Source organism: Streptomyces sp. Edi4, assembly GCF_040253615.1.
GTDB lineage: Bacteria > Actinomycetota > Actinomycetes > Streptomycetales > Streptomycetaceae > Streptomyces.
Genome location: NZ_JBEJGY010000004.1, coordinates 7,519,451 through 7,533,727, shown reverse-complemented (window position 1 = coordinate 7,533,727; position 14,277 = coordinate 7,519,451). Strand labels below are relative to the sequence as shown.

Sequence of the window (14,277 nt, the reverse complement as noted above, 5' to 3'; positions counted from 1 at the left end):
TTTACGTTCTGGTCATGGTGCAATCACCGGCCCTGAGCCGAGCCCTGTCCGCGTGGGTGCGGAAGATCTGGCGGGAGGTCGCCGCCTTTGGCGTCGTCGGTGCTGTCGCGTTCTTCGTGGAGACCGCGACTTTCAATCTGCTCATTCTCGGTGCGCCTTCCAGGAGCAACGGAATCCTGAGTTCGGCGCCGGTTCTCGCTTCCGCGGTGGCCACCTTCCTTGCGATGGTGGTGAGTTGGTTCGGAAACCGTTATTGGACCTACCGGGACCGGCGCAGCGCCGTGGACCGGCGCGAGATCGGCTGGTTCGTCGCCGTGAATCTGGCGGGCATGGCGGTGACCGCCGTCCCCGTGTTCGTGTCCCATCAACTCCTGGGCATGGACACGCCGTTGAGCGACAACGCGGCCCGGCTCATGGGCTGGGCGGGTGCGACGCTGCTGCGGTTCGCCACCTACCGCAATCTCGTCTTCGTCCCCGCCGGAAAGGACTTTGCCCCCGTGTCCTCATCCCTCAGCACGTGGACCACGGCCCTGGGCCGCGCCTGGCGGAGCGGTGCGCTCTGGCCGTGGTGCCTGGGAGCCGTCGCCGCGCTCTGCTCCCTGGCGGTGAACACCGTGTTCCACCCCGGGTACTTGAGCGAGGACAGCACCGATCAGCTGCGCCAGGCCCTGGGACAGCGGCCGATGACGGACTGGCACCCCCCGGTCCTGGCTCTGCTGTGGCGGATCCTCATCCACACCACCGGCGCCATCTCCGCCATGGCGGCGCTGCAAAGTGCCGTGCTGTGGGCCTCGTTGTGGGTTCTGGCCCGGCTGGCGTGGAAGAAGACCGGCAGTCGCGGGCTGTCCCTTGTGATGCTCGCCGTGGGGCTCACGCCGCACGTCCTGACCTTCACGGGGGTGGTGTGGAAGGACGTACACATGGCGTACGCGCTGCTCGCGGCCCTCGCGGTGGCGCTGAGCGCGCGGGAGCTGCCGCCGGGCCGGGCCGGGTCCCGCTGGGCGCTGCTGGTGCTCGGCGTGCTGTTGCTCGCCTATGCCGTCCTGGTCCGCAAGAACGGTCTGCCCGCCGTGGTCCCCGTCTTCGTCCTGCTGGTCCTCGCGGTGTGGCCCTCCCCCGGCCGGCGCCGCTGGCTCGCCGCGACGGGCCTGCTCGTCCTGACCACCGCCGTCGCCGGCGCCGGCGTGTCGCAGGCCACCGAACCGGTGGCGACACGGCAGTACGCGCAGATCCCGCTGGACGATCTCACGCACGTTCTCAGCCCGGCGCAGATCCGCGCGGCGGCCGGGCGGGCGGGCGCGAGCAGTGACTTCCGCGACCGGCTCGTCACCGCGACCGTCGCCTGCGAGCGGCGGAAGATCCCGGCCGACGTGTACTTCAACTGCTATCCGAGGAATCGCTCGCTCGGCGTCACGGAACTGAGCCGCGACGCCGACGTGCTGGTGCGGATGTGGACGCGGGAGATGCCCCGGCACTGGAGGGGCTACGTCGCCTACCGCAGCCGGGTCTTCGCCAAGCTGCTCTTCCAGGGCAATCTGGCGTTCTACGACGGTTCGGTGACCAAGCTCGACGCCTTGCGGGGCGCGCCGGTCAACGAGTCGCTGAAGTTCACCGTGCAGAGCTATGTGACCGGTTTCGCGCACGACGTGCCGATGCTCTTCCAGGGCTGGTTCTGGCTGGCGGTCTCCCTTGTGTTCACGGCGCGGCGCCGGTGGACGGGTCCCTACGCCAGGGAACTGCGCCTGCTCGGGGCCAGTTCGGCCCTTTACATCCTCGCCTACCTGCCGACGGCGCCGCAGTCCAACTTCCGCTATGTGTACTGGCCCGCGCTGGCCGGGACCATCGGGCTCGTGACGGTCCTCGTCGGCTTTCTGGCGCGGCGCCGGGCCGGGTCCGGCCGCCTCGCGCCGGAGGCGGGTCCGTCTGCCAGGAAGGAGAGGCCGGCCGCGCCCACCGGGGCGACCGACACGGGGCCGCACGAGGACGTCACCGTCGCGAGCTGAGCGAGGCGCCGGCCGCTCAGAACAGGAACGGCCAGCCCCTCAGGACAGAAACAGGAGCAAGGGCGACGGCTGAGGCGAGGGCGAGGGCGAGGGCAATGAAAAGGTCAAGCGTTTCCCATCCAGGTCAAGCTTCACGCACGTACGGCACTTAACGGACACCCCTGGAATAGTCGCCTGGGGAAACAGGTTTAGCCGCACGTGCCCCACGCGGGTGCCGCCGACGACCAACTCCCGCCTCCGGAGGCCCCGCAATGTCCCAGCCGACACCTCACCAGCAGGCCGCGTCGCGCGGCACCCGCGGTGTCGTCCCCGTACTCGCCTTCGCCGGCATCACGGTCGCCGTGATGCAGACCCTGCTCGTGCCGGTCATCAAGGACCTGCCGACGCTGCTCAGCACCTCCCCGTCCAACGCCACCTGGGTCATGACGTCGACCCTGCTCGCCGGCGCCGTGGCGACCCCGATCATGGGCCGGCTCGGCGACCTGTACGGCAAGCGCCGCATGCTCCTCGCCAGCCTCGCCATCATGGTGCTCGGCTCGCTGATCGCCGGATTCACCAGCCAGCTCCTCGTGATGATCGCCGGACGCGCCCTCCAGGGCTTCGCCATGGGCGCGATCCCGCTCGGCATCGGCCTGATGCGGGACGAGCTGCCCCGGGAGAAGCTCGGCTCGGCGATGGCCCTGATGAGCTCGTCCATAGGCGTGGGCGGCGGGCTCGCGCTGCCGCTCGCCGCCCTGGTCGCCCAGCACACCGACTGGCACGCGCTGTTCTTCGGCTCGGCGGGCCTTGGCGTGGTGGCCATGGCGCTCACCCTCGTGTTCGTACCCGAGAGCAAGGTCAAGGCGGAGGGCACCTTCGACGTGCTGGGGGCGCTCGGCCTCTCCGCGGGTCTGGTTCTGCTGCTGCTCCCCATCACCAAGGGCAGCGACTGGGGCTGGGGATCGGCAACCACGCTCGGCCTGCTCGGCGCCTCGCTCGTCGTCCTGGTCCTGTGGGGTCTGATGGAGCTGCGCGTCAAGGCGCCGCTGGTGAACCTGCGGACCAGCGCCCGGCGCGAGGTGCTGCTCACCAACCTCGCCTCCACCATGGTCGGCGTGGCCTTCTACGCCATCTCGCTCGTCCTGCCCCAGCTGTTGCAGCTGCCCGCCGCCACCGGGTACGGCCTCGGCCAGTCGATGGTCGTCGCGGGTCTGTGCGTGGCGCCGCTCGGCCTGACCATGATGCTCACCGCCCCCGTCTATGCCCGGCTCTCGGCCAAGTACGGTCCGAAGACCACCCTCATCCTCGGCATGCTGATCATCGCGATCGGATATGGGGCGGGGCTCGGCCTGATGGACGCGGCCTGGCAGACCATCGTCATCTCAGTGATCGTCGGCGCGGGCATCGGCCTCGCCTACTCCTCGCTCCCGGCGCTGATCATCGGCGCCGTCGACCCGTCCGAGACGGGCGCGGCCAACGGTCTCAACACCCTGATGCGGTCGATCGGCACGTCCGTCTCCAGCGCCGTCATCGGCATGGTGCTCGCCAACACCTCGAAGAACTTCGGCCCCGTCGCCCTTCCCACCATGCACGGCTTCCGCGTCTCGTTCCTGATCGCCACGGGCGCGGTCGCCGGTGGTCTCGCGCTCGCCCTCTTCCTGCCCAGGGGCCGTCCGGCCGCCAAGCCGCAACTGCGCGCCAGCAGCGAGGAGGACGCGGTCCTCCAGCGCGTCACCGAAGCACTGGCCGCCTTCCACGGCCGGATCGTGGGCGCGTCCGGCGCGCCGGTGGCCCACGCCAAGGTCACGTTGATCGACCGCCACGGCCGCCAGGCGGGCTCCGCCCACACCGACGAGAGCGGCCGGTACGCGGTCCAGGTCCCCCAGGGCGGGGCCTACGTCCTGGCCGCGACCGCCGCGGGCCACGCGCCGCTGGCCTCCGCGGCCACGCACCACGGGGGCGAGGGCGCGGTGACCGTGGATCTCGCGCTGCCCGTACCCGTCCAGTAGCGGCGCGAACCGACGCACGTCGGCCGTCAACTCCCCTGGGATTCCAGGGGAGTTGACGGCCGTTTTGGGCACCCCCGCGCTTGGCGACGGGGTGCCCGGCGCGTTCGCGCTCGTCCTCGCGGGCCCGGTGGCTAAGTCACCGCGAGGGCGAGGCGCTTGGGGTCGTGTAGTGGCAGACGCCGCCCTCGACCATCTTCAGGTGGCCGGCCACGATCGGCCGCGCGTCCTTGGCGGCCGCCTTGATCTGCGCGTCCTTGCCCGACTTCAGCTCCTCGTCGATCAGCTTGAGTGCCTGCTGATGACCGGTGCTCTGGACCTGGAGCCAGGCCGTGTCGTACGCTTTCGTGCCGTTCTTCGGCTTCAGCGCGGACAGGCTCTTCTGCTGATCGGCGCTGGGATCCTTGGGCAGCGTGATGTTCTTGCTCTTGGCGAGGGTCGCGCCCTTGGCGTCCAGAGAGGTGTGATCACGCACCAGGACGTCGCCGACCTGTTTCACACAACTGCCGTAGGCGTGGGCGTGGGCGTCCTTGCCCGCGGCGATCTCCGCCAGGTTGGCCTGGTGGATGGCCTTGAGGAACGCCGCGTCGGAGCCGGCGGCGGCGCTGGGAGTGGGGCTGGCGGCGGCGAAGGCGGGCGCCGCGCCGGTGAGGGCGAGGGCCGCGACGGCGGCCGCTGTGGCACAGGTGTGGGTGAGACGCATGGAACCTCCACGTGTCCGTGGACCGGATGAGGGTCGCTTCGTCGTCCGGACGGCACGGAGCGTGTCCGTCGGACTTGGCTCAACGCGAATCATCCTAGGTCCGCGCCACCGGGCCCGCCTGTTCACATCACTCTCCGTGACAAACATGGCGGGCCCATGGGTGTGGCCGGCGGCGCAGGCGCGGTCAAGTGGCGGGGTACGGGGCCGCCTTGAGGCGCCGGGCGAGGTGGCTGGCGTTCGCCGCGAGCGTCGCGGTGGCGGCGGCCGTGGCCCTGGGGGTGCTGTCGAGATCGCGGTAGTCGCTCCCCTGCATGGCCTCGCCCACCCAGTAGGTGACCGCCTGGGGCGCAAGGGAGAAACCGATGTCGTTGAGTCCCTGGAAGACGTCCGCGCTCACCTTGTGCGCGCCGTCCTCGTTGCCCACCACGCAGAGCGCCGCGACCTTCCCAAAGACGAGCGGCCGGCCCTCGTCGTCGGTCTCGGACATCTCCGCGTTCAGCCGTTCCATCACCTTCTGCGCCACGCTTGAGGGGTGGCCGAGCCAGATCGGTGTGGAGATCAGCAGGATGTCCGCGCCGAGGACGCTGTCGCGGATCTCGGGCCAGGCGTCCCCGTCACCCATGTCGGTCTTCACCCCCGGCTTCACGTCGTGGTCCACGACCCGGATGACCTTCCCGGTCACCCCGTGCTCGGCGAGCGACTTCATGGTCTGCTCGGCCAGGAGCTGGGAGCTCGATTCGGCGGGGGACGGGGAGAGGGTGCACACGAGCGCGACGGCGCTCAGCGGGACGTCGGCGGAGGCATCGGCGTGGGTCTGCTGCGTATCCATGACTGAACTCCTGCCCCACCACCCGGCGTCCTATCGGGCCGAAAGTACCGAATCCGCGCTCGGCCCCACGACCCGAACGGGCAGGTCACGCCCAAACTCAGCCGACGCCCGCCGGACGCTGGCCGGGCTTGGCCATGGGCGGCCACCATTCGATGAGGAGGAGGGTGGCGTCGTCCCGCAGGTCGCTGTCCTCGGCGTCGAGGATGGAGTGGATGAGGCGGCGCAGCGACTCGGCGGGCAGCTCGCCTGCGGCGGTGGCCAGGATGATGGAGTCCGTGAAGCGGTCCATGCCGAATTCACCGCCGCCGGGGGTGCGGGCCTCGGTGACACCGTCGGTGTAGAGCAGCACGCGGTCGCCGGGCCACAGCGCGAGTTCGTGGATGGCTCTCGGATCGTCGCTGAACCTGGCCGGCAGGCCCATGGGCGGCTGCGCGGTGCGTTCCAGCGCGCCCTCCACGACGCGGCCGTCGCGGATCAGGACCGGCGGCGGGTGCCCGCAGTTGCACCAGCTGAACACTCCCGACGCGAGGTCGAGCTGGGTGAGGATGCCGGTGCAGTACTGATCGGGCAGCCACTGGGCGAGCGCCTGGTCGATGGTCTCGACGAGGTCGGGCAGGCCCGCGCCCGCCCGGCGTGCGTTGCGGCAGCCGGCCAGGGCGACGGAGGTCGTCAGGCCCGAGGCGAGGTCGTGGCCCATGGCGTCGAGAATCGTCGCGTGCAGGGTGGACTGGGTGAGTGAATGGTCGAAGGCGTCGCCGCCGATCTCGTACGCCGGTTCCAGGACGGCGGTGGAGACGACGTGGGCGTTGCCGATGGTGCGCGGCGGGAGGAAGGCGCGCAGCATTTCGGCGGGCAGTTGCATGCGCTCGGTCCGTGCCCGGCGGGCGAAGCTGTCGCTGTAGGCGCGTTTTGACGTGATGGCCATGGCGACGATTCCGGTCAGCATCCGGCAGCGTCGCAGCCGTACGGCGTCCACCGATCGGGTGCGCACGCCGAGCACCCCCAGGCGTTCGGCTCCGTCCACGACGGGCAGCCACACGCGCAGCAGGCCGGTCCGCACGTCCTCGATGCGCTGCGAGACGTTGCGATAGCACCAGCCGGCGACGGATGTGTCGATGTCCAGGGTCTCGAGACCGTCGGTGAGCCCGACCAGGCACCGCTGCTGGAGGTCGGTCAGATAGATGGCGACGTCCCCCAGGCCGAACGCCTCCGCGCAGCGGTTGACCAGGATCGGGAGGTCCATCGGAGTCGCGCTGTGCGCCTGGGCCAGCAGCTCCTCCAGCAGCCGCTCCCCGCAACCGGAATCCCAGGTGTCATCCACGCTCATGGCCGACCGCCTCCTCTCGTGAGGCAGTCTCACACCCCGTCCGGCGCCCCGCCTGCCGTGGAGCGCCCGTGGCCTGCGGCTCTCGGGGGGGCGACGCACGTGAGGCGGGGCGGCCTCCAGGGCCGCCCCGCCTCACGTGGTCGCGTGGGTTCAGATGTTCTCGGCCTGGAACATCCAGGCGTGCTTCTCCAGCTCGGCGGTCAGCCCGATGAGCAGGTCCTGCGTCACCGGGTCCGGCTCGTCGGTGGCCGCGATGCGCTCACGCATCCGCTCGACCACCCGGCCGAGCGCCACGACCAGGACCTCCACCGCCTCGGTGTCCTTGATCCAGCCCTCCGGCACCACGTCGAGCACACTGCTCTCGGCGACCGTGGACGCGCGCCCGTCCGGGTTCAGGCCGAGGGCCGAGGCCCGCTCGGCCACCGTGTCCGAGTACTGGCGCGCCGTGGTGACCACGTCGTCCAGCTGGAGGTGTACGGAGCGGAAACGCGGGCCGACCACGTTCCAGTGCACCTGCTTGGCCGCGAGCGACAGGTCGACCAGATCGACCAGCGCGCCCTGAAGGGCCGAGCCGACCACCTTCAGCTGCGCATCGGACAACGAGCTCTTCACGACAGACACTGCTTGCTCCTTCACTGATTTCTTGGTGCCATGCGCCTGGGCCGTCAATGACAGGGTCAGCGGCCCGAGGCTCCGTAGTAGCGGCCGACCAGGTCGCGGTAGGAGGGATCGTCGAGGTGGGTGGCAGGTTCGAACTCCGGCGAGTCCTTGACCTGGTCCCGGGTGAGGGCGACGTGGATCTTCTTGTCGTCCTGGTCGAGCCGGGTGACGGTGCCGGCCGGCAGCAGGACGCGCTTGCCGAAGATCCACGGGCCGGTGTCCACCACGAGGTGCGCGGAGCCGACCTCGTCGGAGTGGTTGTCGACCTTCCCGATGCTCCCGTCGGCCGCCTCGACCTTCCAGCCGCGCAGGTCGACGCCGGCGAGGTGGCCGCTGGTGTCCTTGTAACCCCACAGATCGCTGTTCATCACAGGGATGTCCTCTTTCCGTTCGTGGTCGCGCCGTTCGTGGCCGCGGCGGGCTCCAGCCGCGGTGTTCGCGTCGGTCCGGACCTGTCACGCTCCGGTCCGGGGCGCTTCGGGAGCGAGAGCTCCCGGGCGTCGAAGGCCCAATCAGCGGTGGAAGGCCTCGTTGGCCTTCTCCTTCGCCTCGCGGGTCTCGCCCTTGACCTGGTCGATGCGTCCTTCGGCGGTGAGCCGTTCGTTCCCGGTCAGGCGGCCGATCGCTTCCTTGGCCCGGCCCTTGGCCTGCTCGGCCTTCGCCTCGGCCTTCTTGTCGGCGGACATCTCTTCGCCTCCAGCCTCTGTCGCCCGTATCAATCGCTGTGGACGTCAGTACGCCTGGCCGCTGTGGAGGATTTCAAACGGGGCCGCCCCCGGTGAGGGGGCTTTGGACGGGCCGGCTCGCGGGGTCCGCGCGGCGCTCAGCCCGCGGTCAGGACCTCGGTGAGGAAGGCGTCCATGTCGATCTGTTCCTGCCCGGCCGGCACGACCTCGTAGGTCTTGTCCAGGAAGTGGCGCAGAGCCGGCTCCCACGCGGAGAACACCGCGCGTCCCCACGCTCCGTCCAGGCCGCATCCGGCAAGTTCGATACGCGTCTCGCGGCGGCCTTCGACGGCTTGCGGCGCCACCCGTACGTCCCCGTCGCCGACCGCGCGACGCAGGCCCTGGGCCAGCAGGTCGCGTTCGATCGTCCACACGACGGCGATGTCTTGCTGCAACTCGAAGCGGAGGCCGACCGCGAAGGGGTCGTCCGCCCGGTAGGTCAGCCGTGTGACCACCGGGACGCGCCCGGCCCCATCGGCCTCCAGGTTCATGAACACGGTCTCGCGCAGGGAACTCAAGGATCGCCTCCAGCATCCGGGCTCGGGCAGGCGTTGGTTCGCGGCGAGTGATGAAGGCGGCGGGGCCCCGGCCCGCATCGGGGTCCCGCCGCAGGCAGCCCTGCCGCCGGTCAGACGCGCGCGGTGTTGTCCTCGGTCATTCCGGCGCGCAGCTTGGTCAAGATGCGCGACAGCAGCCGCGAGACCTGCATCTGCGAGACGCCGAGTTCCGCTCCGATCTCGGACTGCGTCATCTCCAGGCCGAAGCGCATGCTCACGATCCGGCGCTCCCGCTCACTCAGGTCGCCCATCAGGGGCGCGAGCGACTGAAGGTTCTCCACCTTCTCCATGCCCGGGTCGTCCTCACCGAGGAAGTCCACGAGCGTGCGGCTGCGGGCTCCGGCGGCGCTTCCGGCGTCCTCGGAGTCGGCGGACATGTCGAGCGAGCCCGCCGTGTATCCGTTCGCCGCGACGAGGCCTTCGACGACTTCTTCCTCGTCCAGGTCCAGGTGGGCGGCGAGTTCGCGCACCGTCGGGTCGCGGTCGAGGTCGACGGACAGCTTCTCCTTGGCCTTGGCGATGTCCACGCGCAGTTCCTGGAGGCGCCGCGGCACGTGCACCGCCCAGGTCGTGTCGCGGAAGAACCGCTTGATCTCGCCCACGATGTAGGGCACGGCGAAGGAGGTGAACTCGACCTCGCGCGACAGCTCGAACCGGTCGATCGCCTTGATCAGGCCGATGGTGCCGACCTGGATGACGTCCTCCATCTCGCCGCTGCCCCGGTTGCGGAAGCGGCCGGCGGCGAAGCGCACCAGCGACAGGTTCATCTCGATAAGGGTGTTGCGGGCGTACTGGTAATCCGCCGTGCCCTCTTCGAGCACCTGGAGCCGTTCGAAGAAGACCTTGGACAGTTCGCGCGCGTCCTTCGGCGCCACCTTGCCCGCGTCCTCGATCCAGGGCAGCTCGCCGACACCGGGTTCCGTGGTCGTAACCGTCGGCCGGTCGGTCAGCTCGCGTTCCGTCGCCTGCGCCGCTGCCATGAGGACAACCTCCCTAGTCGCCAAAACTTTGTCCGTCGAAGCAAGCGCCTGCCCCCGCCGAACCGGATCATGCACGTCCACATCCAACTGGGTGAAACGAGCCGGGCGTGACCGGTGCTGGCAGGGTACCTTTCATACGCTTTTCGTCCGCTTTTGCTCTTAAGGACATCACACGCGGGGCAGAGCGACGCAGACGTTCTTGCCGCCGTCGGCGGTCGGCGCTACGGCGACGCTCCGGGCCAGATAGCGCACCAGGAGCCAGCCGAAGCCGCCCTCGTATCCCCGCAGGTCAGGGACCCGCTCCTGCGGCGGGACGGGGCTGGGGTCGCGCACGCTGACGCGCAGGCTACTGCGGTCGGCTGCCAGGCGCAGCGCGGTGGCGCCGCCCGCGTGGCGCAGGGCGTTGGTGACGAGCTCGGAGACGACGAGCACGACGTTCTCGATGGTTTCCTTCGACGGCCTCGGCACCAGCGTGGCGAGGAAGGCGCGAGCGGTGTCACGCGCCTGGGCGGCCGTGGCCGGCCCCGTGTCGGGTGCTACGGGGCCGGGTGGAGGGCCAGTGTTGGCAGGCGGGCGAGCCATGGTCGAAACCCCCAAATGATGGGCTCGTAAAAGTGTGTGCTGATGCTTCTGCCCGCAATCTCCCTGGCCGAACGGTCCCCGTGACGTCCGGTTTCGACCGGTTGTGGATCACCCGGTCCCGCCCGGCTGTGGGTCACCCGGTCCCGCCGGCGGCGCCGGGGTCGGCCTCGGCGGCCTTGGCCACATTGCGGGCCATGCCGCCGAATACGACGGCGTGGAAGGGGGACACGCTCCACCAGTAGGCGTGGCCGAGCAGCCCGCGCGGGTGGAAGACCGCCTTCTGCCGGTAGCGGCTGCGCCCGTGCCCGTCCGGTTCCGTACGCATCTCGAGCCACGCGAGTCCCGGCAGCCGCATCTCCGCGCGCAGGCGCAGGAGGCGCCCGGGGACGACCTCCTCGACGCGCCAGAAGTCCAGCGAGTCCCCCACCCGCAGCCGGTGCGCGTCGCGGCGGCCGCGCCCGAGGCCGACGCCGCCCATCAGCCGGTCGAGCCAGCCCCGCACCGCCCAGGCGAGCGGGAAGGAGTACCAGCCGTGCTCGCCGCCGATGCCTTCCACCACGCGCCACAGGGTGTCGCTCGGCGCGTTCACGGTGCGCTGCCGGACGTCGGTGTAGAGGCTGCCGCCCGCCCAGTCGGGGTCGGTGGGCAGCGGGTCGCTGGGGACGCCGGGCAAGGAGGCGTTGGACCAGCGGGTGGCGACCTCGGCCTCGCGTACGCGCCGCAGGGCCAGCTCCAGAGCCTGGTCGAAGCCGAGCGGGGCGCCCGGCTCGTCGGGCACGTACCGCGTGATGTCGTGTTCGCCGCAGACCACCTCGTGGCGCAGGGACTCCGCGAGGGGGCGGGCGATGGCGCGGGGGACGGGGGTGACCAGGCCGATCCAGTGGCTGGACAGCCGGGGGCTGAGCATGGGTACGGGCACGATGAGCCGGTGGGGCAGACCCGCGATCTTGGCGTACCGCTCCATCATGGCGCGGTAGGTCATGATGTCGGGGCCGGCGATGTCGAAGGTTCGGTTGACGTCCCCCGGCATGCCGGCGCTCGCGACCAAGTAGCGCAGCACGTCCCGGATGGCGATGGGCTGGATCCGCGTGCCGACCCAGCTGGGGGTCACCATGACCGGCAGGCGTTCGGTGAGGTAGCGCAGCATCTCGAACGAGGCGGAGCCCGAGCCGATGACGACGGCGGCGCGCAGCACGGTGGCCGGTACGTCGCCGGCCAGGAAGATCCGGCCCACTTCGGCGCGGGAACGCAGGTGCGGCGAGAGGTCACCCACCGGTACGCCGGAGGGGGTGAGCCCGCCGAGGTAGACGATCCGGCGGACCCCGGCGGCGGCCGCGCCGTCGGCGAAGGTGTGGGCCGCCTCGCGGTCGGTCTTCTCGAAGCCCGCGCCGGAGCCGAGCGCGTGCACCAGGTAGTACGCGACGTCGATGCCGCCGAGCGCGCCGGCCACGGAGGCGGGGTCGGTGACATCGCCCCGCGCCACTTCGACCTGGTCGGCCCAGGGCTGGTCGCGCAGTTTCCGGGGGGACCGCGCCAGGCAGCGCACCTGGTGTCCGGCCTTCAGGAGCTCGGGCACCAGTCTGCCGCCGATGTATCCGGTGGCGCCGGTCACCAGACATCTGAGGGGCCGCGCCGTGCCGTGCGCCGTCTCGTCTCCTGAAGCCACCGGGCACCCGCTCTCTGTGCTCGCGCGCCCCGGCGGGGGCCCGGCTCGTCCGCCGGGTGCCGGGGCGCGTTGTCGACGGGGTACACGGTGGCATTCCGGGTCGGGACATCCGCGGACATCGCGTCGTGTCGTGCGGCGTGCCACCGTGCCGCTCCGGGGAGCCCCGGGCGCCGGGTCAGGGCACGACGACGCGTTCCACCAGGAGCCGTACCGCCGCCGCGATCGACTCGGCGTCGATGCCCGCGAGCCGCAGCTGTTCCTCGGGGCTCGCGGAGGCCGGCATGGTGCCCACTCCGAGCCGCACCAGGCGCGGCACCGGACGGCCGTCGGCGAACGCCTCGGCGACCGCGTCCCCGATGCCGCCCTCGGTCCGGTGGTCCTCCACCGTGACCAGGCAGCCCGTCGCCTCGGCCGCCTCCTGGAGGGTCGCCGTGTCGACGGGCTTGACCGAGTACAGGTCGATGATCCGTACGGCGATGCCCTCCCGGTCGAGGAGTTCGCCCGCGCGCAGCGCCTGCTGGACCGTCACGCCCGCCGCGACGACGGTCACCCGGTCCTGGTCTCCGGAGCGCAGCACCTTCGAGCCGCCCGGGGCGAACCGCTCGTCGGGGCCGTAGATGACCGGCGCGTCGCCCCGGCTTGTACGCAGATAGCGCACGCCGGGCAGGTCGGCCATCGCGGCGACCAGCTGGACGGTCTGGTTGGCGTCGCACGGGTAGAGGACCGTGCTGCCGTGCACCGAGCGGAACATCGCCAGGTCCTCCAGACCCATCTGGGACGGGCCGTCCTGGCCGATGGAGACCCCGGCGTGCGAGCCGACGAGGTTGATCCCCGCCTGGCTGACGGCGGCCATGCGGATGAAGTCGTGGGCGCGGGTGAGGAAGGCGGCGAACGACGACGCGAAAGGGACATATCCACGAGTGGACAGGCCCACGGCGGCCGCGACGAGCTGCTGTTCGGCGATGTAGCACTCGAAGTACCGCTCGGGGTGGGCCTTGCCGAAGAACTCCGTACGCGTGGAGTCGCCCACTTCGCCGTCGAGGGCCACCACGTCCTCGCGCGACGAGCCGAGCGCCGCCAGCGCCTTGCCGAACGCGTCACGGGTGGCCATGGAGTCGCCGACGTCGAAGCGCGGCAGGTCGAGAGGGCCGGTGTTCGGATCGTGCCGCTCGGGCGCGGAAGGCGGCGAGGAGACCTCTACGCGGACGAACCGGGGACCGCCGAGCTCCTCGATCGCCGCGTCCGCGTCCGGCAGCGGTTTTCCGTGGTGGCCTTCGCGGTCCTCGACCTCGGCCACCCCGCGTCCCTTCATGGTGTGCGCGATGACGGCGGTGGGCTGCGAGGTCGTGGATGCGGCCTCGGCGAACGCCGTGTCCACCGCGTCGATGTCGTGACCGTCGATCTCGATGGTGTGCCAGCCGAAGGCCTTGAGGCGGCGGGCGTAGGCGTCGAGGTCCCAGCCGTGCCGGGTGGGGCCGCGCTGGCCGAGCCGGTTCACATCGATGATCAGCGTCAGGTTGTCCAGGTTCTCGTACGCCGCGTGCTCGGCGGCCTCCCAGACGGAACCCTCGGCCATCTCGCTGTCACCGGACAGCACCCACACCCGGTAGGGGGCGTGTTCGAGCCGCCGGCCCGCGAGGGCCATGCCGACACCGACAGGGAGCCCCTGCCCGAGGGAGCCGGTCGCCACGTCCACCCAGGGCAGCCGGGGCGTGGGGTGGCCCTCAAAGAGGCTGCCCTGGCTGCGGAACGACAGCAGCTGCTCGTCGTCGATCACGCCCGCCGCGCGGTACATGGCGTACAGGAGCGGGGAGGCGTGGCCCTTGGAGAGGATGAACCGGTCGTTGCCCGGGTGGCCGGGGTTGTCGAAGTCGTAGCGCAGATGCTGGGCGAGCAGGACCGCCGCCAGGTCGGCTGCGGACATGGACGACGTGGGGTGGCCGGAGTTCGCCGCGGCGGCCGCGCGCACGGCGTCCACCCTCAGCTGCTGCCCCAGGTCGGCGAGTTCCAGCGCGGCTTCGCGTTGCATGTCACTCCTTGCGTTCGGCGGCCCGGCGGGCGGACCGGTCGGCGGGTTGCGATGGGGAGGCCGGGGAACGGGGACGGCCGGCTCACCCGGCCCTCAGGCGCGCCTTTCGCGGCCACGCGCGCCGAAGGCCCTGTGCCGGGCCGGGTATCCCCGTGCGGCGAGCCCAAACAGTCACATAGTGCCGTCAACCGGAGCGCGCCGCCGGAGCGCGGCCGATCCCCCGCCGCGCCC

13 protein-coding genes are annotated in these 14,277 nt (G+C 71.0%); 2 read left to right on the top strand and 11 right to left on the bottom strand.

The window, feature by feature from the left end; genetic code table 11:
* Positions 1-14: 14 nt before the first annotated feature.
* Together ABR738_RS35725 and ABR738_RS35720 are read left to right on the top strand one after the other, a co-directional pair.
* Positions 15-2,003, top strand: a complete 1,989-nt coding sequence (locus ABR738_RS35725; RefSeq protein ID WP_350234128.1) for a GtrA family protein — start codon at positions 15-17, stop codon at positions 2,001-2,003.
* 251 nt (positions 2,004-2,254) lie between these two features.
* Complete coding sequence (locus ABR738_RS35720; RefSeq protein WP_350234127.1) at positions 2,255-3,991, top strand: MFS transporter; 1,737 nt, start codon at positions 2,255-2,257, stop codon at positions 3,989-3,991.
* Between the two features lie 136 nt (positions 3,992-4,127).
* On the opposite strand, the gene ABR738_RS35715 is transcribed toward ABR738_RS35720, so the two are convergent.
* The 11 genes from ABR738_RS35715 to ABR738_RS35665 form a co-directional block, all read right to left on the bottom strand.
* The gene (locus tag ABR738_RS35715) at positions 4,128-4,691 is read right to left on the bottom strand and encodes a DUF4142 domain-containing protein (RefSeq protein ID WP_350234126.1); all 564 of its coding nucleotides are present in this window, start codon (positions 4,689-4,691) and stop codon (positions 4,128-4,130) included.
* A 184-nt stretch (positions 4,692-4,875) separates the two neighbouring features.
* A complete protein-coding gene (locus tag ABR738_RS35710) occupies positions 4,876-5,520 on the bottom strand; it encodes a flavodoxin family protein (RefSeq protein ID WP_350234125.1) in 645 nt (214 codons plus the stop codon).
* A 97-nt stretch (positions 5,521-5,617) separates the two neighbouring features.
* On the bottom strand, positions 5,618-6,847 hold the full coding sequence (locus tag ABR738_RS35705) for a PP2C family protein-serine/threonine phosphatase (protein WP_350234124.1): 1,230 nt from the start codon (positions 6,845-6,847) through the stop codon (positions 5,618-5,620).
* Positions 6,848-6,997: 150 nt separating this feature from the next.
* Complete coding sequence (locus tag ABR738_RS35700; RefSeq protein WP_350234123.1) at positions 6,998-7,468, bottom strand: Dps family protein; 471 nt, start codon at positions 7,466-7,468, stop codon at positions 6,998-7,000.
* A 56-nt stretch (positions 7,469-7,524) separates the two neighbouring features.
* Positions 7,525-7,875, bottom strand: a complete 351-nt coding sequence (locus ABR738_RS35695; protein WP_350234122.1) for a PRC-barrel domain containing protein — start codon at positions 7,873-7,875, stop codon at positions 7,525-7,527.
* A gap of 144 nt (positions 7,876-8,019) precedes the next feature.
* On the bottom strand, positions 8,020-8,193 hold the full coding sequence (locus ABR738_RS35690) for a CsbD family protein (protein WP_350234121.1): 174 nt from the start codon (positions 8,191-8,193) through the stop codon (positions 8,020-8,022).
* 137 nt (positions 8,194-8,330) lie between these two features.
* The gene (locus ABR738_RS35685) at positions 8,331-8,750 is read right to left on the bottom strand and encodes an SsgA family sporulation/cell division regulator (RefSeq protein WP_350234120.1); all 420 of its coding nucleotides are present in this window, start codon (positions 8,748-8,750) and stop codon (positions 8,331-8,333) included.
* 110 nt (positions 8,751-8,860) lie between these two features.
* A complete protein-coding gene (locus ABR738_RS35680) occupies positions 8,861-9,769 on the bottom strand; it encodes an RNA polymerase sigma factor SigF (protein ID WP_350234119.1) in 909 nt (302 codons plus the stop codon).
* Positions 9,770-9,937: 168 nt separating this feature from the next.
* Positions 9,938-10,351: an ATP-binding protein gene (locus ABR738_RS35675; RefSeq protein ID WP_350234118.1), complete on the bottom strand. Its 414-nt coding sequence runs from the start codon at positions 10,349-10,351 to the stop codon at positions 9,938-9,940.
* Positions 10,352-10,484: 133 nt separating this feature from the next.
* Entirely contained in the window at positions 10,485-12,017 is a 1,533-nt protein-coding gene (locus ABR738_RS35670) for an SDR family oxidoreductase (RefSeq protein ID WP_350234117.1), read from the bottom strand.
* Positions 12,018-12,192: 175 nt separating this feature from the next.
* On the bottom strand, positions 12,193-14,046 hold the full coding sequence (locus tag ABR738_RS35665; RefSeq protein ID WP_350234116.1) for a transketolase: 1,854 nt from the start codon (positions 14,044-14,046) through the stop codon (positions 12,193-12,195).
* Positions 14,047-14,277: the final 231 nt, after the last annotated feature.

Bases quoted from the DNA above. Each gene is read 5' to 3' on its own strand.
- ABR738_RS35725 (WP_350234128.1), top strand. From the start codon at position 15: ATGGTGCAATCACCGGCCCTGAGCCGAGCCCTGTCCGCGTGGGTGCGG.
- ABR738_RS35720 (WP_350234127.1), top strand. From the start codon at position 2,255: ATGTCCCAGCCGACACCTCACCAGCAGGCCGCGTCGCGCGGCACCCGC.
- ABR738_RS35715 (WP_350234126.1), bottom strand. From the start codon at position 4,691: ATGCGTCTCACCCACACCTGTGCCACAGCGGCCGCCGTCGCGGCCCTC.
- ABR738_RS35710 (WP_350234125.1), bottom strand. From the start codon at position 5,520: ATGGATACGCAGCAGACCCACGCCGATGCCTCCGCCGACGTCCCGCTG.
- ABR738_RS35705 (WP_350234124.1), bottom strand. From the start codon at position 6,847: ATGAGCGTGGATGACACCTGGGATTCCGGTTGCGGGGAGCGGCTGCTG.
- ABR738_RS35695 (WP_350234122.1), bottom strand. From the start codon at position 7,875: ATGAACAGCGATCTGTGGGGTTACAAGGACACCAGCGGCCACCTCGCC.
- ABR738_RS35690 (WP_350234121.1), bottom strand. From the start codon at position 8,193: ATGTCCGCCGACAAGAAGGCCGAGGCGAAGGCCGAGCAGGCCAAGGGC.
- ABR738_RS35680 (WP_350234119.1), bottom strand. From the start codon at position 9,769: ATGGCAGCGGCGCAGGCGACGGAACGCGAGCTGACCGACCGGCCGACG.
- ABR738_RS35675 (WP_350234118.1), bottom strand. From the start codon at position 10,351: ATGGCTCGCCCGCCTGCCAACACTGGCCCTCCACCCGGCCCCGTAGCA.
- ABR738_RS35665 (WP_350234116.1), bottom strand. From the start codon at position 14,046: ATGCAACGCGAAGCCGCGCTGGAACTCGCCGACCTGGGGCAGCAGCTG.